The sequence below is a fragment of the Martinezella sp. CNPSo 3890 genome, assembly GCF_057784455.1.
Map to the genome: position 1 here is coordinate 48974 of NZ_JBXSOR010000018.1, position 18124 is coordinate 67097.

An 18124-nucleotide genomic window follows, 5' to 3' on the forward strand; every position below is an offset into this window, starting at 1 on the left:
CGATATCCGCTTTGCCGATGGTGAGGTGTTCGAAAATCGTCCCGCGTTTCTGTGGCAATGGGGACCGTACCCGGAAGACATTTCGGACTACGGCAGAATTATAGAATACCGGGTGCGCTAGGGGCATGACATTCAATTTCATCAACTGGACCGTTCAGCCGCCGATACCGCCCGCGACGAAGCCGCGCAAGGTGCCGACCGACCCGCATACCGGTTATGCAATCGACCCGCACGACCCGACACAGTGGATGACGTGGGAGCAAGCGAACGCCACGGGACTTCCCGTCGGCATAGTGCTAACCGACAACGACCCTTATTTCTTGTTCGACCTGGACGACTGCCGCGACCCGGCTACGGGACAATGGCACCCGGAAGCGCTGCGCATCGCGAACATGTTCCCCGGCGCTTGCATGGAAGTGTCCGTGAACGGGACCGGCTTGCATATCATGGGTGTGTGCGATGCTCTGGCACTCGGCCCGCGTAAGCACAAGTTCGGCACGACAGAGCGCCCCGGCAATTGGCTGGAATACTACAGCACGAAGCGTTTTGTTGCGCTCGGGCAGGGGATGCAAGGTAACATCAATCTCGACTGGACGACGGCGCTTGCCGCGCTCGTGCCGGTATCGAGCGACCCCGCCGACGCCGTGCCGTTCGTGGATGCTGCCGACCCGCAATGGAACGGTCCAGCCGATGACGATGAACTTATTAAAATTATGCTTGCCGCTAAGGGCAGTATCGCCGCGAACTTTGGCGACGTCGCCACGGTGGCGGACTTATGGGAAGGGCGCGTTGATGTTCTCGGAAAAATCTATCCCTCAACCACTGGAGGTGATTTCGATCACTCCAGCGCCGACCAGGCCCTGCTTAACCACCTTGCATTCTATACAGGAAAGAACACGGCGCGAATTGACCGCTTGTTTCGCCGTTCCGCACTTATGCGGGAAAAATATGACCGACGACCTGACTACCGTGCTGAATCAATATCAAAGGCTGTTCGCGGCACTCGCAACGTCTACGCTCGACCACGACAGCTCACAATTCCAGCCGCTGCCGTCGGCGATACCGGAACAGCGCCCGTTGCCGTCGCTGGAGACGGACGCGAATTCGTCGGCATCGGAGAGCTAGCCGACCACTTCAAAGGCTGTGTTTATGTCGAGCTTGACGATCGTATTGTAGTGCCGGGTGGTCGACTCCTGAAGCGAACGCAATTCGACATCATGTACGGCGGTCATCAGTTCGCCATGTCGTTCGACGGCAGCAAACCGACCTATTCGGCGTGGGAAGCCTTCACCGTCAATCGCGCCGTCAAATTCCCCAAGGTGCACCGGACTTGCTTCAAGCCGGCAGTTCCTTCAGGCGTCATCATAAACGACGCCGTCAATATCTACTTCTGTGAAGAGATTCGGACCGTCGAAGGCGATGCGTCGCCGTTCCTGGACTTGCTGCGTCGAATGCTGCCGGATCCGCGTGACCGTGAAATCTTGCTCTGTTGGATGGCCGCGCTCGTGCAGTTCCCCGGCAAGAAATTCCTGTGGTCGCCAGTGCTTCAGGGGACGAAGGGCAACGGCAAGAGCCTTATCGCTAAGGTGCTGACATATTCCATGGGCGATCGGTATTCCTGGACGCCGGAAGCCGAGTCGATCACGAAGCAATTCAACCCGTTCCTCGTGAATCGGACGTTTATCAACGTCGAAGAAATCCACATGTTCGAAAAGCTCGAAATGCTGGAGAAGCTGAAAAACTACATCACCGCCGAAGGCGTCGAGATCGAAAAGAAAGGCGTCGACGCCGGCATGAATCGGGACTATTGCGCCAACTGGTTTTTCTGCACAAACCACAAAGACGCGATTATCAAGGAACGCGACGACCGCCGCTTTGCCATTTTCTACACCGCGCAACAATCGCGTGAGGATATGGAGCGCGACGGGATGCTAAGTGACAATTACTTTCCGCGCCTGTGGGATTGGTTGCGCGCCGACGGCTTCGCGATCATGCGTCACTACCTCTTGAATTATAAAATTGCCGACGAATTCAACCCGGCTGCCACATGCACGCTCGCGCCGCGTACGTCGAGCACTCCGGAAGCCGTCGCGAATAGTTATGGTGTGGCGGAACAATACGTTATCGACGCAATTGAAAGTGACGTGCCAGGCTTCCGCAACGGCTGGCTTTCGACATGGGCGGTTACGAACTTGCTCCAAAGCAACAATATCCGCCGTGCGCCGCGTAAGATTGCCGCGATCTGTGAATCGCTCGGCTATGTGTCCACGGGGAAGGCGACGACTACAATCCTTCAGGAAGGCAACACGCGCCCGACGCTCTATGCACGCCCCGGCACGTCGATTCCCTATGACGTGGCGCAAGGTTACGTCGCGCCAGCTATGCGGGCGATCTAGTCAAAAATCCGTTGATCGAACTTTAGCGCTATCGACGCCATCTTTTCCTGTCTCCAGGCGAGTGAGCCGCCGTCGCCATATTCGGGGCGGTCCGTGTCGTGGCCTAGCGTGCGGCGACGGAATTCGTCGTCAAACTCGGCTTCTAACATTCGCTTCTCATAGGCGTGGCGGATAGAATACGCACGATGATTCTTCGACGGCAAAAGTTTGAATACTTTCAAATGCCTCATGATGGCGGCTGATAAATTGGTTTCCTTGTCTGCATAGCGTGGGAAACCGTTTGGCGCGAGACGCATAGCCTCCAGCGAGACGCCGACTAACGGGATATCGCGCACGCTGTTTTCCGTCTTTAAGCCGCGATCGTCTGTGAATGTGACCGAAATAAAGGGCACGTTCGCTTTCAGATGGATATTCTCGGGCTTGAGATTGGCTATCTCAGAAGGACGGCAGCCGGTTTCGATCATTGCCAGAAAGATCAATCGAGCCTCACGATTCAGGGTAGCCAAAGCGTATTTATGCTCGCCTGTTTCGGGGTCCTGCTCAAAGTTGAGAAACTTCATCTCCATATAGCTCGCTTCAAACGGCAATATCTTTTTGCGAAGCGTCTTCTTATCGCTGAAGGATAGACCGTCGAAGGGGTTCTTAATGTCAAGCTGCAAATGATTGGCATATACCCGGAAGAGCTTTCGCATATTCCCGAAACGCCGATTTGCCGTGTTGCCGGAAATCCCTTCTTTCTTCATGCGCTCACGGAAATGTGCCTGGAATTTAGTCGCGTCGGCACGGGTAATATCGAGCAAAGCCTTATCGCCGATAACTTCAACAAACATCGCCGACGATATCAGCTTAACTTTCTTCCACGACTCTATTTGCCCCTCACTCATGCCCTTCAGTTCGTCGGCGGCAAGCTCTTCGGTGTAGAGCTCCATTGCCTTCTTAACCGAAAGCTTCGGTTCATCCACTGCCCCGAGCGCGGCAACCTCATCCCGTGGCGATTCCTTGGCCGCTGCGATACGCTTCACGATTTCTTCGATTGATGATGTTTCGGCGATTTGCACCGGTCCCTTGTATTCAAAACCGAGTGCGACCGCGCGCGCCTTAGCCGCCGCATATTGAGCGTGGGCGGACTTTTGCGGATCGTCCATGACGAGACCTTGCCAAAACAAATCGTCAGCACGCTCAAGAGCATCGCGGCGTAATTTCGCCACGTCAAGCGATGACGTTTTTAGTGAGACGCGGATTGTCCCTCTATTGTCGAAGTGGGAAACATGGCCCGGCACGCGCCGAACATAGTGCCATTTCTTGCCGCGCGCTTTGAGATAGCGAAGCGGTTCAGGCGCTGCATGAATGATTTTGCGAGGCGACAACACATAACCTCCGTCCCGTGGGTGTAGCACAATTTGTGGCACAAAATTACGAGCATCGTCAATATGGCAAGGTCCAGAAAAGCGAAAAGCCCAAGTCAAATCAATGACTTAGGCTTTTTCGTTACTGGTGCGGTCGAGAAGACTCGAACTTCCACGGGTTGCCCCACAGCGACCTCAACGCTGCGCGTCTACCAATTCCGCCACGACCGCATCGTGGTAGGCCAGATTGCTCCGGCGCGGCTGCATGTAGCAAAAGCATTCGGGGGGCACAAGAGCGATATGTCAGTTTTTTTAAATTCCTTCACAGCTCGCCCGATCGAGCTGGTCCGGATGCGGCGGAAACGCCTTACATGTTTGAATTCCCGCCCGAATAGCGCCATATGTGGACAACCCGTCGGCACGCAAGTTTTCCACATATGCGGCCGGCGCGGCGCGCAAAGGACTGCCATATGCTTCGCACCGAACTTTCTCACCAAATGTTTCCCGTTCAAGGCACGCCGCCCGTCCGCTGGCGGATCAGCGACGGCCTCGTGCCATATGAGGAGGCCGTAGCCACGATGGAGGCGGAAGTGGCCGCGATTGCCGAGGGACGGGTGCCGGAGCTCGTCTGGCTGGTCGAACATCCGCCACTCTATACGGCAGGCACCAGCGCCAATGCCGCCGATCTGATCGAGCCGGATCGTTTCCCGGTCTTTGCGACCGGACGCGGCGGAGAATATACCTATCACGGGCCAGGTCAGCGCGTGGCCTATGTCATGCTGGACCTGAAGTGTCGGCGGCAGGATATCCGCGCCTTCGTCGGCGCGCTCGAGGAGGTCATCATTCGCACGCTTGATTCGATGAATGTACGTGGCGAGCGGCGAGAAGATCGGGTCGGCGTATGGGTCAGGCGCCCGGAGAAGCCGATTCTTGCAGACGGTACCTTGGCGGAGGACAAAATTGCAGCCCTCGGTATCCGTGTGCGCAAATGGGTGACATTTCACGGCCTTTCGCTGAACGTCGACCCCGATCTCGGGCACTTCACCGGCATCATTCCTTGCGGAATCTCGGCTTATGGCGTCACCAGCCTCGTCGATCTTGGCCTGCCGGTCATGATGGCGGATGTCGATATCCGTCTCCGCGAGGCGTTCGAACAAGTCTTCGGCGAAACGATCAATGACGCTTGAAGCCAATCGGTGATCGCCGGAAGGCGATCCAGGATGCTGCGCGGAATTCCAGCGCTAAGCAGGACAGGTCAAACGACCTGTCCGATCTACTGCGAAAAAGCCGCCATCCCTCACAGGGAAAACTGTTCGGCATCTTCTGGCACGGGCACTTCCCATTCATCCAAAGCGCGCCGTTTCGATTTTTCCAAAAGATCTATTTTGTCTTCTGCCCTGAGAAGATCATGCAGTTTCTGATCGCTCAAGATATTGTCGTGATTATCATGCGAGGTCATGCGGGTAACTCCTTGACCTCTGCAGGCGAGAGCGCGTCGTCTCTCTCAGCCGATGGCGCCTACGGGTTCGGTAGCCAACGGTGAGGACAGCTTACGCCCATTTGGGAGCCGTTGCGAATCATTTGGTGCGATGGTCCGTTTTCACCGCATGCCCGGCTCGACAAGAAAAGTGCCACAAAAGAAAAATGCCCTGGAAGGGAGAGCATCCAGGGCACAGAGAGGGGAACTGCACTAATGAAATTAGGGCGATGCGTCTGCACTTCAAGGTCCAAGTTTCAGGATAGGTTGTATCCCTCCCACAATCGCTCCTATTCCTCGCGAAACCGTGATCGCCGTCAGCCTTTGATAGGGTCCTAACGACTTTTTCCCTCTGCGCGGTGGTGATATTGTCGGCAAGGGGTCGGACGTAAGCCACAGGGGTTTTCCCAACCATTGTGCCGAGACGCGGCACCGGCGACGTTCCGTTCATCTCATGGCTGAAAATTGCGGACAGAAAGGTTTCGCAACAGACGGAGAAACGGAAGAAACATTCCGAAATTAGAGTTCATTCCCAAGCAAAACTGCAGAATGGAGTAAGGACAATGAGAGCCGTTTTTGGCGTGACCCGTTATTGGAAGACAGGCTTCAAGGCGCTACTCCTCCTTACCGTGTCCGTCTTGCCGGTCATGGCTCAGACCGCCGGCGGCAACCAGAATGCCCAGAATTCGGCTTCAAGCTTCAGCTATCGGCGCGCGGATCTTGGCAGCGGCTATTCCACCTCGAGCATTCTGAAGATGCCGAACAATTCATCCTATTTCGTAACGTGCAATTGCGACGACCGGACATTGCAGGACATGACGTGCCCGACCCAATCTTACGCATGCACCTGCGTTCCGCACGCTTATCTGATGTGCCAGTAGGAAAGGTGGGCGCGAGATATGGCCAAATCGTCGTCAAGGCTATTGCTTGCCATCTTCGGTGTGCTCTGCCTTCCATTGATGGCGTGGGGTCAGCAGAATAACTCGCCGCCGCAAAGCGCAGCTTCGACCTATTCCTTCAGCGTCGGGTCTCGTCCGGCCGATATCGGCACCGGCTTTTCGATCTACAGCGCGACATCCGCAACGGCAGATCAACAGTTTCACGTCCAATGCAATTGCCAGGATTTCAGCCTCGCGACCGCAACCTGCCCGGCTCCCCGTTATGAGTGCTATTGCAGCCCAAGCGCATCGCTGACCTGCGAATAGCAGAATCATGCCGATCAATGTGCCAGATCGGGGTTGCGGTCTCTTTCTACCTCCAGCTGCACTCAGCGCGCCGGCGAACCGCCATCAAGGATTGTCAGCCCAGCCAAGCCACTCTTTTCGATGGCTATTTTTGTACAGTTTGCGTTCATGTTCGTCCGCATATGGTGTCTTCCGTCGCCCCCAGATCGCGCGTCGATTGACAATCGATATGGACGATACGATTAATAGTTTCGACATTCGTCATAGAGCGGAGGATATGCCAATGACAAGTCGTGCCATCCTGTTGATGTCTCTTGCGTCTCTCACAGTTGTAGGCTCGATGGGCCTCGCTTCTTCGGCTTCTGCGCTTACCATGAAAGAGTGCAGCGCCAAATACCAAGCGGCCAAGACCGCTGGTACCTTGAACGGCCAGAAGTGGAATGACTTCCGCGCAACGCAGTGCAGTGCGGACGCCAGCGCCACTACGACCACCGCTCCCGCAGCCACCACACCAGCGGCTACGACGCCTGCCAAGCCGGCGAAGACCACTGCGGCTGCCAAGGTCGATGCCAGCGAGCCCGACGCGACGAAGCCGCCGGCAGCCGAACCGGCAAAGCCGACGACGGCTGCGCCAGCTGGCGTAACCTTCCCGGCAAAGGTCGACCCCAAATATGCTACCGAGACGCCCGGCAAAGCCCGCTTCCACACCTGCGTCGATGCATACAACGCCGCCAAGACCAGCAATTCGCTCGGCGGTCTGAAGTGGATTCAGAAGGGCGGCGGCTACTACAGCCTTTGCAATTCCAAGCTCAAGGGCTGATTGAGAAGCCAAGCGATTACGGAGCGGGCGCCTTTGGGCGCCCGTTTCCTTTTATGGAGATCAAGCCCGCATCTTTTCCCATTTTTTGACAAGCCGGTCGCGCTTGAGCTTGGAAAGCTGCTGCAGCCAGAAAATGCCGTCCAGCTGGTCGATCTCGTGCTGGAGGCAGATGGCCAGAAAGTCGTGCGCCTCCGCTTCATGGACCTCGCCGGCGACATCCCAATAGCGAAAGCGGATCGATTTCGGCCTGACGATCTCTTCCGTCACTCCGGGCATGGAAACGCTGCCCTCCGTATGCCGCATGGTTTCCGGCGACGACCATAGGATTTCCGGATTGATATAGGTGCGCACGCCATCCTCGCGGCTGAGTTCAATCACGACGACTCGCTTGAGGACGCCGATATGCGGGCCTGTGATGCCAACGCCGGGCGCAGCCCGCATCGTATCCAGCAGGTCGTGGACGAGCGCTCGCAGATCGTCGTCGAAGGCGGTGACAGCAGCGCAGGCGGTTCGTAGTAGCGGATCGGGAAAGCGGATGATGGGGCGAACCGGCATGGGACCCTCTACGGATGGAAGACATAGGCAGGAGGCTGCCAGAATAAGGGGAAGGTGGTTGCAATGCCACCGTCCCGATGGCTGCGCTTTCCCTATGAGCTTTTTCCATCATCCACTTGTTTTACATCGATTTCAATCGAGCCCCATAAGGGACGTCGGGCGAGCCGGAGGCCTTCTAGCCGAATGACGTCTGCCATTGCTGAAGATGCAATCACCGCATTCCGCCATTCGAACCTCCATCGCATGATTCGTGCATCGAATGGCTGAGGCGTCCTCTGCTTTTATGACCGTTCCCATCGAATTTACGAGGAATTTTGCCCTCTCGGGGCTTGCGAGCCTGTGGTTTTGGGCGGCACTGGTGGGTCGGGAACTGACTGCAACCCGCGAAAATTGACTATTACGTAAAAGTCAATATTATCATGGACAGCAGATAGGGGCGGATTCTTGGTCGACGGATACTATAGCATAACGGAGCTTACTCGGGAATTCGGGGTTTCGACTCGGACCTTGAGGTTCTATGAGGACGAGGGTCTCATCCACCCTGAGCGCAGGGGCCGTACGCGCCTGTTCCGTCCGGCTGACCGGCGTCTGATCATGGAAATCCTGCGCGGCCGCCGCATCGGCTTCACCATTGCCGAGATTCGCGAGATCATTCAGGTCTATAAAGAGCCTCCGGGCGAAATCGGTCAGCTCAAGCTGCTGATGAAGCGCGTCGATGAGAAGCGCGATGAGCTGCGCCAAAAGCGCAAGGATATCGACGATACGCTGAGCGAACTCGACAATGTCGAAGAAGCTTGCCTTGGACGTCTCGCCGAAATTGGCGTCGGGACGTGATCGCGACCAGGCCTTCAGCTTGTCAAAGCCAGCGGCGCGTCCGCTTGCAATAGAATTCGAACTCACAGCCGAATCGCGAGAGGAGATGCATCTCTTCGCAACGGATGACGAGCAATGTCGTCAAGGCAGCCGCCAGGGCCGCCATCGCCAGGAACCAGAGATTGCCGATCAGCATGCCGAGGCCCGCGGTCAGCAAGGTATAGCCGAGATAGGTCGGGTTGCGGGTGAAGCGAAAGGGGCCAGTCGTCACCAGATGCGCCGTACAGCGCTGCGTCAGAACGGTCGTGCGGCGCTCTAGGAGCGTCTTGACGGCCCAGACGTTCAGCGTCACGGCGAAGGCGGTCAGAAGCGCGCCAAACATCCAAGAAACAAGCGCCCAGACAAAGGGCAACGGCAAGGGATACACCCGCTGCAGATACAGCGCTGCCATGACGGCGAGGCTATAGAGCAGCGGCGGCCACGGAAAACTCAGCGACTTCGAACGATAGGCATTCATAGAATAACCCTGTCATTGCGCTTCATCCGTACATTGTATCGCGATTCGGCTTACACGTTCATCGCTATCTGCTTTGATCGCCCCGGATTCCAATGGTTTGAAAAGATTCTGGGCTTGTAATTTATCGAGTGTGCATTGGCAGAAGCTGCGGCACATGGATTCGCTGCCCGACCGGGTGCAGGAGGCCACGCATTGCCTGATATAGCCGACGGTCGCGTCCTGAGGCGGAGCCGGTGCGACCAGTGACAAAAGGTAGACGAGGCCGAACAGCACCGGCTGGTGCAGCAGATAGAAGATCAGACTGTGCCGACCGGCCCGGGCAATGAGATTGCGGCCGGGGCCGAATTTTGCCAACCATCTAAGCCAGCCAAGAGATGTCGCCAATTGCGCCACGCCGACGCCGAACAGGAATGGCGTCAGCCATGGGAAAAGCGGCACATAGTCATTCGAGCGCCGGATGTTTTCCGAAAGCCCCACCCACCAGAGCCAGGGCACGTCGAAAAATGTCGAATGCAGCGATAGAGGCGCAATGACATTGTCGACGACAATACCGACGGCAAGCACGATTGCGACGAGAAGCGTGGCAAGTGCCGGCAGACGCAAGAATAGGAGCCCAATGAGACTTGCCGCCGCGATGCTGTGCAGGATGCCGAAGAATATCCACTCGTCGCGCATGCCGATGAAGGTGACGAGGGAAATGGCAGCGGCGGCCGCCACGATCATGCCCAGTCGTCGCCAGTAGGAGCGCCAGCGAATCTCCGGCGTATTGGCAAGCACAAGGCTGAATCCTGCCAGAAACAGGAAGGTGCTGGCGATCGCGCGGGCGTAAAGCTTCAGCCAGCCTGTTTCCGCCGTGCCGGAATCGAGATAGCCGAAGAACTCGAAATCCCAGGTGCAGTGATAGCTTGCCATGGCCAGGAGTGCGACGCCGCGCGCCGTGTCCAGAATGCCGATGCGGGGCGTCTTTTGCGGTGCATCGGCACTCTCGGCGATAGCGACCATTGGCGGGTCCTTCCAGGCATGAACTCAGATCACGAGCGCCGCTTGAGACGGCGCGAGCATGTCATGGCACATCGCTATCCATAATGGCCAGACGGGCATCGGAAAAAAACTGCCGGCGGACCAGCACGATGATGATGAACATGGTCGTGACCATGAAAACGTAAGGGCTCAGAAACCAGCCGAGATAGCCAATCGACAGGAAAATGGCTCGCAGGCCGGAGTTAAAATTCCGGGCCGCGATGATGTTCATGCGGATGACCCGCTCGGCGGCGCGTTCGGCACGCACGGGATCACGAATGGCATCTTCCAGCATCGGCAGGGAGCCGAAGAGAATGGTGCAGTAATTGAATAGGCGATAGGCCCAGCCGAACTTGAAAAAGGCATAGCCAAAGAGACAGGCAAGCCCGGCCACCTTGATTTCGAAAGCTGTCCGGCCGCCGTTGAAGATGAAGGGCATGTCGGAGAAGAAGGCATTGATCTTGTCGGTGGCGCCGAGCAACGCAAAGCAGCTGCCGATGGCGAAGATCGAGGTGGAGGCGAAGAAGCCGGTGCCGTTCTGCAGGCCTGAGAGGATCTGCGTGTCGATCATCTTCAGGTCGCGGCGAAGGGAGTTGTAGATCCATTCGCGGCGACGCTCGTTCATCGCCAGCGTCAGGCTTGTACGATTGAAGAAGCTGGCGCTGCTGACGATCCAGTTCAGCGCGACCCAGAGAAGGATGAAGAGGGCGAGGGCGACATAGTCGGCAGTCGTCATAAAGGGAGATTCTCCAGATCAATCCGATGTGGACTGTAGCGCAGCGCGGGCTGCGTGCAATGGCCTTCTGTTTGCTTCCCCGAATGCCTATATGTAATGTCGCTGCCATGAAATCCGATGTCGGCCAATCGCCGTGCAAGCTTGCCCCGATAGCGTAGCCTTGCCGGAAATCGATTTGCCTGGAGGCACCAAAGGTCCATGTTTCTCTCAGTTTTTGATGTGTTCAAGATCGGTGTGGGACCGTCCAGCTCGCACACGATGGGGCCGATGTCGGCCGCGAATCGCTTCCTCGACCTCGTTCTTTCGAACGAATGGCCGCGTCCGTCTTCGAATGTGCATATCGAGTCGATCAAGGTCAGCTTGCATGGCTCGCTCGCCCACACGGGCATTGGCCACGGCACGGGCAGGGCGGTTATTCTCGGCCTGATGGGCGAAAAGCCTGATAGTGTCGATCCCGATCATATGGATGCCATTATCGACGAAGTGGAGCGTAGCGGGCGCATCACGCCGCCAGGCCATCCGGTCTATCGATTCCAGCCCAAGACAGATCTCATCTTCGACAAGAAGGTGCCGCTGCCCGGTCATGCCAACGGCATGAGCTTCTCTGCCTTCGACAAGGACGAGCGCCTACTGGTCAAGCGCATCTATTATTCCGTCGGCGGCGGCTTCGTCGTCACCGATACAGAATTGGAGCAGATGAAGGCCGACCGGAAAAAGCCTGCCCCAGCCGGCGAGCGTGTTCCGTTCCCCTTCGCCAGCGCCAAGCAGATGCTCGAAATGTCCGAGCGTTCCGGCCTTTCGATTGCGCAAATGAAGCGCGCCAATGAAGAGACGCATATGAGCGCCGAAGAGCTGGATGCCGGCCTCGACCGCATCTGGGCGGCCATGAGCAGCTGCATCGATCGTGGCCTCAAGGTCGATGGCATCATGCCTGGTGGCCTGAAGGTGCGCCGGCGTGCGCGTGCCATCCATGATAAATTGCAGGAAGAATGGCGTAGCAACCGCATCAATCCGCTGCTCGCCAATGACTGGCTCAGCGTCTACGCCATGGCCGTCAATGAAGAGAATGCGGCCGGCGGCCGCGTGGTCACAGCGCCGACCAACGGAGCGGCCGGCGTCATTCCGGCAACGATCCGCTATTATCAGCATTTCCACGAGGATTGGGATCAGGACGGCATTCGCAACTATCTTCTGACCGCCGCCGCCGTCGGCGGCATCATCAAGCACAACGCCTCGATCTCAGGCGCCGAAGTCGGCTGTCAGGGCGAGGTGGGCTCGGCGGCCGCGATGGCGGCTGCGGGACTTGCCGCTGTCATGGGGGCGACGCCGGAGCAGATCGAGAATGCCGCGGAAATCGCGCTTGAACATCACCTCGGCATGACCTGCGACCCAATCGCCGGCCTGGTGCAGGTGCCTTGCATCGAGCGTAACGCGCTTGGTGCGGTCAAGGCGGTCACTGCCGCTTCGCTTGCGATCAAGGGCGACGGCCAGCATTTCGTACCACTCGACGCCTGCATCGAAACCATGCGCCAGACGGGTCACGACATGAGCGAGAAATACAAGGAAACTTCGACTGGCGGCCTCGCCGTCAATGTCGTGGAATGCTGATGTGGCCCAAGGTCGAAGCGCGATCTTGGGAGTAGATCATTTGCTTATAGGCGTGGTGAGGGGGATGCCGGCCACGCGGCTTCCCAAAAGCATGGTTTGCAATTGCTCGATTTGAGCGCTGCTCGGCCCATTATTGGTGTCGCTTACTCTGTGAACCAGGACCGTCGCTAAGTCCGGAAACACCATGAGATATTGGTTTCCCATGCCGGATGCCCAGTAGAATGGCTTGTCTTTGACAACTTCGCAGTCGGATGCGGCTGGCGGCTGCAATGCGTATCGCCCGATCCACCAGCTATAGCCGAAACCTGCACCTCGCCCGAGATCCGTATAAGGCGCGATGCTTCTGCTGATCCATTCCGCCGGAATGATTTGCGCATCGCGCCATCGGCCGTCATTCGCCAGAAGCACGCCCAGGCGCGCCAGGTCACGCGCGGACATTCTGATCTTATAGGCAGGATGTAGCGATTGAGGAATCGTCTTGAAATAGAAGTGTTCCGGCCGCAAATCCTGCATCTGAAGCGGGATCGCAATACGACGGAAAAAATCCTCGGCAATCGGAACGCCACTCAGTTGCTGGAGGATGACGCCCAGGACATTGAAGCTCCAATTATTGTAAAACCATTGCTCTCCGACAGCATGGATACCTCGGGCAGGCAAAAGTGCCGGGTCCTGATCGGCGGCAGCATGATAAACACCCGACCTCGACATCAGAAGATCAGCGATCGTCGCCTGCTTCTCTTTCGGTGTCAGCGCTGGTTCGCAATCATCGATATCCAGTTCGGCCAGAGTCATTGCCAAATCGATCGTGCCCTCGATCTCATGCGTGCCAATCAATGCATTCAACAGGCTTTTGCGCATGGAGGCGATGCCGGTCACGTCGGCAATCTTACCCCACGAGCTCATAATCAAGCCATCTTGCACGATCATGATCGCGGACGATCCGATCGACTGCGCATAACGGTAGGCGTTCGCGAGCGCAGTACTGGACCAGCCGAACTGGCCTGGATCATCCACTGTTGTCCACTCATTGGCCGGGTAATCCGATGCACCGCCCATAATCGCCTCCGAGAATCACCTCTTGCGCTTTCAGGTGATGTTACCCACTCTGTGGATGTCCGCAGTGGAAAGCTTGACGCTGCCGGTCAAAAGGACTTCAACGGCATTATGGCTTTGCATCTCATTAAATTGTGCGTGGGCGCGGATTCGCTGGATGATCTGCGCGAATGGGTTTCCGAGCGAGCAATGAACGCCATTGCTGCTGGGCTCGAGCCGCATACAACCCACACGACGCGCATGGTGCCGAAACGGGTAGACGAGCTGTTGGACGGCGGTTCGCTTTATTGGGTGATCAAAGGGCAGGTGCAGGCGCGGCAGAAATTGCTTGGCATCGAGACCTTCACCGACGCGGACGGCATTCAGCGCTGCCGGCTTATTCTCGACCCGAGCGTTGTCGAGACGACAGGGCAGCCGAAGCGGCCATTTCAGGGCTGGCGGTACCTGCCGCAGGACGACGTGCCGCGCGATCTCGACAGTCTCGGCGCGGCAGCCGAATTGCCCGCCGATCTACGGCGGGAACTTTCCGAACTCGGATTGCTTTAACGCAGTCGCATCATGATCGGCGCACGGCCGGTCGGGGCGGTGATGTGCAGATGAATATGCGCTTCCGGCTGCGAATAACGCCAGGCGCGTGCGCCATGGCAAAGCAGGATGCCGATCAGGTCTTTCGTCTTGTTGCGCGAACGCGAACGGCTGAGACCTAGGTCCGCTAGCCGCATCGCCGCCTCATGCAGCGGATGAAGAGCAAAGCCCTTCGGTTTCATCTTGCCCCCGCCGTCGAGCGAGAAACCGGGAAAGTTCTCGTTCATTGCCATTTCAAAACCCCGTACACGTTACAAACTCAGGGCCGGCCCGTTTGACATTCGGAACCGGAGGATCGGGCGCAACAGAAGGCCCGACCAATCTTCAAATCATGCGGCGCGAAAACACCGGCCACATTCCTATTCCGTGCTCGCCCAGCACTTGACGCCGGCTCGCTTGAGCGCCTTGCAGGCATTCACCGCTTCGCTCTGATCTTCGAAACCACCAAAACGGGCGCGGTAACCGCCATCGAAGGCGACTGTATAGGGCTTTGCCGAACGCAACGCCTTGCCACCCTTGGTCTTAGCCGTATCAAGCAGGTCGGTTGCGCCATCCTTACTGGAGGAAATGCCGATCTGCACGACCCAGCCAGTCGGCCCGCGCTCGCCTTTGGCTGCTTTTGCAACCTTCTCTGTCTTTTCGGTCCGCTGCAGCTTCGCGAGATTCGTATCGCTCTTGGAGGTTGATGCGGTCGTTACGGTATCGATCTCATCCTCATCGGCATCGTCCGACGATCCGGCGGAGGCCGTTTCGTCATAGGCTGGCCGCTTCACGGGCTCCGGTTTCGCCGAAAGCAGTGGATTGGAGGAGGAAGACTGCGGCGTTACCGCTGCGAAGGCCGCCGCACTGGAAGGGTTGGAATCGGCGACTTCGGTCGTTCCGCCATTCTTGATCTTCGCGCGGCTGATATCCGCCATGCGTGCGCTGGCTGCCTGCACATTGGGCGTTGCGGCCGGGACCTGTGCGATCACATTGGAATCAATATGCTTTGTCGATGCTTTAGGCAGATAGTCAGCGATCAGCTTGCGCATCTGGTTGTCACGAGCCGGCGTCGAAGCGCCGCCAAGGACGACACCAACGATGGAGCGACCATCGACTTTCACGGAGGTTGCGAGATTATAGCCGGCGGCACGCGTGTAACCAGTCTTGATGCCGTCGACGCCGCGCACGGAGCCAACCAGGCGATTGTGACCGAGGATCGTGCGATTGCCCAGCCGGAAGCTCGTTTCGGAGAAGAAACCGTAATATTCCGGGAAATGCTCGCGCAAGGCGATGCCAAGGCGGGCCTGATCGCGCGCCGTCGTCATCTGCGCCGTGTTCGGCAGGCCGTTCGGGTTGCGATAGGTCGTGCGCGTCATGCCGAGCGCCCGCGCCTTATCGTTCATCATCCGGGCAAAGCCTTCCTCCGAACCGCCAAGCATTTCGCCAAGCGCCATTGCTGCATCATTGGCAGATTTGGTGACGATGCCGAGGATTGCCTCGCGAACAGTCACGGAGCGGCCGGCTCCAATACCGAGCTTGGTCGGAGCCTGTGCTGCAGCGTTCTTCGAAAACACGACGGGGGTGTCGAGGGTGATGCGGCCGGCTTCGAGTGCTTCGAAGGTCAGATAGACCGTCATCATCTTGGTCAGCGAGGCCGGGTAGTGCAGCGTGTCGGCGTTTTCACTGTAGAGAACGTTGCCGGTATTGGCATCGATGACGATACCGGCATATTTCGGACCGGCCGCGCTCGCGTCAATGACAGTCACCGTGACTGTCGCCGTTGCGATCGAAAAACCAACAAGCGCTCTCGCCAGAATCTTACCGGTTTGAGACGACGAAACGGAAAGAATGGATCTGGACACTAAATCACTCTCTGCTTGCATTTACATTCTCGATTATCCGGCCGCCGCCTCCATGAACGGCCATTCCGTTCGACAGTAGAGGCTTAGCGTTACCAATCGGTTTATGATGAACAGTTGGTTTCAGGTTTCTGCGCCATTTTAGCGGCCGCCCACAGCTGTCGTCGCAGGTACGGCATTATCCACAAGACGCGTTTTGACGAAGTTCTGGACCGCGGCATCCATGGCGCGCCAGTCACCCAGCTGATTGCTGGAAAAGCGGTAGAGAACGCTCAAATCCTTACCGACCTTGATGTCCCTCTGGCAATCGCCGCTGGTTGTCAGCGTGGGCGAGGAGGGCAGGAGACAGCGCACGACATAATCGGTCTCGTCAGGCCGCGGCGCCGTCAGAAGGATTTCGTCGTTGTAGCCGGCATCCGCACGAAGCCGATGTGCGGTCAGGCCGAAGGGGCCGGCATAGGCCGCCCCATCCATCAGTTGCGAATAGATCGGACCGAGCCGGCCGGACATGTCATGGGACATCGTGCTCTGGCTGATTTGCAGGAAGATCAGTGAGGACGATTGCGAGATATCGTCGAAACGCATGCGATCGGCTTCGCTATAGCCCTGCATCTGCGGCCAGGTCAGATAGAGATCGACACGTTCGGCCATACCGTCCGAACGCTCGCTCGGAAAGCGAATGGTGTTTGCAGCCAGACGCATTGTGTCGTCGCCGATCGTGACAGAGATGGGCTTGGTATCCGTCGTATGCCCTGCCAGCGAAATTTTCTCACCAAGCCAGTGTCCACCAACGGATATGGCTACGGTCAAGGCTGCCAGAACGGCGACACCGGCCGTGAGCCCATAGACAAAGCCGCTCGATATCAGCGGTCTTTCTTCGATCATTGCGGCGGATGACAGAGGAGGAGCCATACTCTTGCCTTCATTTCCTTCCGCTCAGGTCGCCATCATCGACGGCAAAGCCTCGCGGCGCCTGACTTTTTTGAGTCTCGTTGGAAATGATGATTGGCGCCACGATGGTTAACCGACGGTTAAATATGTGTCGCAAGCCATGCTAATGGCGCACTTAAATTCTTCGGGTATTTTCAGCCTTAGCTTTAGGCCCACTCATCAAACGAAAAAGAGCCGTTCCCTGGGACAGTGGGAACGGCTCAGAGGCACCGGCCTGGACAGAAATCAGGGGACGAGACCGGGCCTCTGACTTTGACCATCGACGCTAGGTCGCCGATGATCCTGTGTGAAGAACGCTTATTTCAAGCTGCCGACTGCGACGGCGCGGCCATCCTGGATCTTGACCCAGCGAGCCGGGTGGTCGGCGGACTGGCGCTTGAGGAAGGTATACTCGGTTTCGGACCAGAGCTTCACCTTGTTGCGCATGTTATCGAGAATGAAATCGCCGCGATCCGTGCGGACGGTCAAAACGGCATGGCCTTCACCGTTCGGCTGCAGCACGACGGTCATGAGCAGATCGGAAGGCGAGAAGCCGGCATCGATGAGCTGCTTGCGCTTCAGGAGCGCGAAATCCTCGCAGTCACCGGCGGTGGTCGGGATCGCCCACTTTTCCTCAACGCCGTAAAGCTCCATATCGGTCATCGGCTTGATGGTGGTATTGACCGTGTAATTGACCTTCAGAATCGTCTTCCAGCTATCCTCATTGAGGATCATCGGCCCTGCATCGCCACCGGAATAGGCGCATTCCCGCGGATTTTCCTTGCAGAATTCGTAATGGCCGATCGGAGGAGCAGCGTCGCCTGTTATCGTCATGTTGGCGGGTGCCGCCTGGGCCGCACCGAAGAAGCCAAGAGCGGAAAGCGCCAGAGCGGCAAGGCCGCGAAGTGCGATTTGAAAGTTCATGTCCCTGTCCCTGTTTTATTGGGATCAGAATGACACGCGTGATTTTATCTGACGCAAAATTGCGCAGTTAAATTAATGGTTTAGTTGAATCAAATCTGGAGAAAATTCTCATAAAACACGCAGAAAACTTGATTCAAGTTTGCGGCAAATTCGATTAAAATTTGAGGAATTTTGGTATGAAGTGCAGCAAAGCGAGAGTTTGGTATCCGGCTGTTTCGGAACGGTTTTCAACAATGAGGATCGTTAACGTCCGGGTGCAGATTTGGGCACCAACCGTGTTGTATTGATACAGAGCCCACCTTGCGATAGGCCTGCCGAG

Annotated in this window: 19 protein-coding genes and 1 tRNA gene; 8 read left to right on the forward strand and 12 right to left on the reverse strand. The window is 57.2% G+C overall.

The annotated features are described in order from the left end of the window. Positions 1–125: 125 nt before the first annotated feature. The gene (locus tag AC13RC_RS28530) at positions 126–2396 is read left to right on the forward strand and encodes a phage NrS-1 polymerase family protein (RefSeq protein WP_488559278.1); all 2271 of its coding nucleotides are present in this window, start codon (positions 126–128) and stop codon (positions 2394–2396) included. On the opposite strand, the gene AC13RC_RS28535 is transcribed toward AC13RC_RS28530, so the two are convergent. Both AC13RC_RS28535 and AC13RC_RS28540 read right to left on the reverse strand, forming a co-directional pair. After that, the gene (locus tag AC13RC_RS28535) at positions 2393–3763 is read right to left on the reverse strand and encodes a DUF6538 domain-containing protein (protein ID WP_488559279.1); all 1371 of its coding nucleotides are present in this window, start codon (positions 3761–3763) and stop codon (positions 2393–2395) included. The two genes, AC13RC_RS28530 and AC13RC_RS28535, sit on opposite strands and share 4 nt — an antisense overlap. A gap of 125 nt (positions 3764–3888) precedes the next feature. Continuing rightward, positions 3889–3973, reverse strand: a tRNA-Leu gene (locus AC13RC_RS28540). A gap of 239 nt (positions 3974–4212) precedes the next feature. Between AC13RC_RS28540 and lipB the strand changes: the two genes are divergently transcribed. After that, positions 4213–4929, forward strand: a complete 717-nt coding sequence (gene lipB, locus AC13RC_RS28545; RefSeq protein WP_488559280.1) for a lipoyl(octanoyl) transferase LipB — start codon at positions 4213–4215, stop codon at positions 4927–4929. Between the two features lie 110 nt (positions 4930–5039). Here the strand turns inward: lipB and AC13RC_RS28550 are convergent, their stop codons facing one another. Next, on the reverse strand, positions 5040–5201 hold the full coding sequence (locus AC13RC_RS28550) for a hypothetical protein (RefSeq protein ID WP_156090745.1): 162 nt from the start codon (positions 5199–5201) through the stop codon (positions 5040–5042). Between the two features lie 581 nt (positions 5202–5782). Here AC13RC_RS28550 and AC13RC_RS28555 point away from each other — a divergent pair. The 3 genes from AC13RC_RS28555 (at position 5783) to AC13RC_RS28565 (ending at position 7223) form a co-directional block, all read left to right on the forward strand. Beyond that, a complete protein-coding gene (locus AC13RC_RS28555) occupies positions 5783–6100 on the forward strand; it encodes a hypothetical protein (protein WP_113333835.1) in 318 nt (105 codons plus the stop codon). A gap of 18 nt (positions 6101–6118) precedes the next feature. Then, positions 6119–6424 (forward strand): hypothetical protein, encoded by a 306-nt coding sequence (locus tag AC13RC_RS28560; RefSeq protein ID WP_113355704.1) that lies wholly within the window; start codon positions 6119–6121, stop codon positions 6422–6424. Between the two features lie 262 nt (positions 6425–6686). Further along, positions 6687–7223, forward strand: a complete 537-nt coding sequence (locus tag AC13RC_RS28565; protein WP_488559281.1) for a hypothetical protein — start codon at positions 6687–6689, stop codon at positions 7221–7223. 60 nt (positions 7224–7283) lie between these two features. Here the strand turns inward: AC13RC_RS28565 and AC13RC_RS28570 are convergent, their stop codons facing one another. Further along, complete coding sequence (locus AC13RC_RS28570; RefSeq protein WP_488559282.1) at positions 7284–7778, reverse strand: peptide deformylase; 495 nt, start codon at positions 7776–7778, stop codon at positions 7284–7286. A 444-nt stretch (positions 7779–8222) separates the two neighbouring features. On the opposite strand from AC13RC_RS28570, the gene AC13RC_RS28575 reads away from it, so the two are divergent. Further along, positions 8223–8612 carry a MerR family transcriptional regulator gene (locus AC13RC_RS28575; RefSeq protein ID WP_069612249.1) on the forward strand — a complete coding sequence of 130 codons (390 nt, stop codon included), beginning with the start codon at positions 8223–8225 and terminating at the stop codon, positions 8610–8612. Between the two features lie 22 nt (positions 8613–8634). On the opposite strand, the gene AC13RC_RS28580 is transcribed toward AC13RC_RS28575, so the two are convergent. The 3 genes from AC13RC_RS28580 to AC13RC_RS28590 all read right to left on the reverse strand — a co-directional run bounded on the left by AC13RC_RS28580 (position 8635) and on the right by AC13RC_RS28590 (position 10864). Beyond that, the gene (locus AC13RC_RS28580; RefSeq protein ID WP_488559283.1) at positions 8635–9108 is read right to left on the reverse strand and encodes a methyltransferase family protein; all 474 of its coding nucleotides are present in this window, start codon (positions 9106–9108) and stop codon (positions 8635–8637) included. Between the two features lie 12 nt (positions 9109–9120). Beyond that, positions 9121–10110, reverse strand: a complete 990-nt coding sequence (locus AC13RC_RS28585; RefSeq protein ID WP_488559284.1) for an acetyltransferase domain-containing protein — start codon at positions 10108–10110, stop codon at positions 9121–9123. 61 nt (positions 10111–10171) lie between these two features. Then, a complete protein-coding gene (locus AC13RC_RS28590) occupies positions 10172–10864 on the reverse strand; it encodes a DUF599 domain-containing protein (protein WP_069612246.1) in 693 nt (230 codons plus the stop codon). 198 nt (positions 10865–11062) lie between these two features. Between AC13RC_RS28590 and AC13RC_RS28595 the strand changes: the two genes are divergently transcribed. Beyond that, on the forward strand, positions 11063–12472 hold the full coding sequence (locus tag AC13RC_RS28595) for an L-serine ammonia-lyase (RefSeq protein ID WP_488559285.1): 1410 nt from the start codon (positions 11063–11065) through the stop codon (positions 12470–12472). Positions 12473–12508: 36 nt separating this feature from the next. Here the strand turns inward: AC13RC_RS28595 and AC13RC_RS28600 are convergent, their stop codons facing one another. Beyond that, positions 12509–13528: a serine hydrolase domain-containing protein gene (locus AC13RC_RS28600; protein WP_488559286.1), complete on the reverse strand. Its 1020-nt coding sequence runs from the start codon at positions 13526–13528 to the stop codon at positions 12509–12511. Positions 13529–13636: 108 nt separating this feature from the next. Here AC13RC_RS28600 and AC13RC_RS28605 point away from each other — a divergent pair, with 108 nt between their 5' ends. Next, complete coding sequence (locus tag AC13RC_RS28605; protein WP_092715857.1) at positions 13637–14071, forward strand: DUF1489 family protein; 435 nt, start codon at positions 13637–13639, stop codon at positions 14069–14071. Here AC13RC_RS28605 and AC13RC_RS28610 read toward each other — a convergent pair. The 4 genes from AC13RC_RS28610 to AC13RC_RS28625 all read right to left on the reverse strand — a co-directional run bounded on the left by AC13RC_RS28610 (position 14068) and on the right by AC13RC_RS28625 (position 17805). After that, positions 14068–14343 carry a hypothetical protein gene (locus AC13RC_RS28610; protein ID WP_069612243.1) on the reverse strand — a complete coding sequence of 92 codons (276 nt, stop codon included), beginning with the start codon at positions 14341–14343 and terminating at the stop codon, positions 14068–14070. The two genes, AC13RC_RS28605 and AC13RC_RS28610, sit on opposite strands and share 4 nt — an antisense overlap. Positions 14344–14469: 126 nt before the next feature. After that, positions 14470–15975 carry a serine hydrolase gene (locus tag AC13RC_RS28615; RefSeq protein WP_113355699.1) on the reverse strand — a complete coding sequence of 502 codons (1506 nt, stop codon included), beginning with the start codon at positions 15973–15975 and terminating at the stop codon, positions 14470–14472. A 117-nt stretch (positions 15976–16092) separates the two neighbouring features. Next, positions 16093–16863, reverse strand: coding sequence for a hypothetical protein (locus tag AC13RC_RS28620; RefSeq protein ID WP_488559287.1), 771 nt, complete (start codon positions 16861–16863; stop codon positions 16093–16095). Between the two features lie 336 nt (positions 16864–17199). Next, on the reverse strand, positions 17200–17805 hold the full coding sequence (locus AC13RC_RS28625) for a transglutaminase-like cysteine peptidase (protein ID WP_113333845.1): 606 nt from the start codon (positions 17803–17805) through the stop codon (positions 17200–17202). Positions 17806–18124 lie beyond the last annotated feature (319 nt).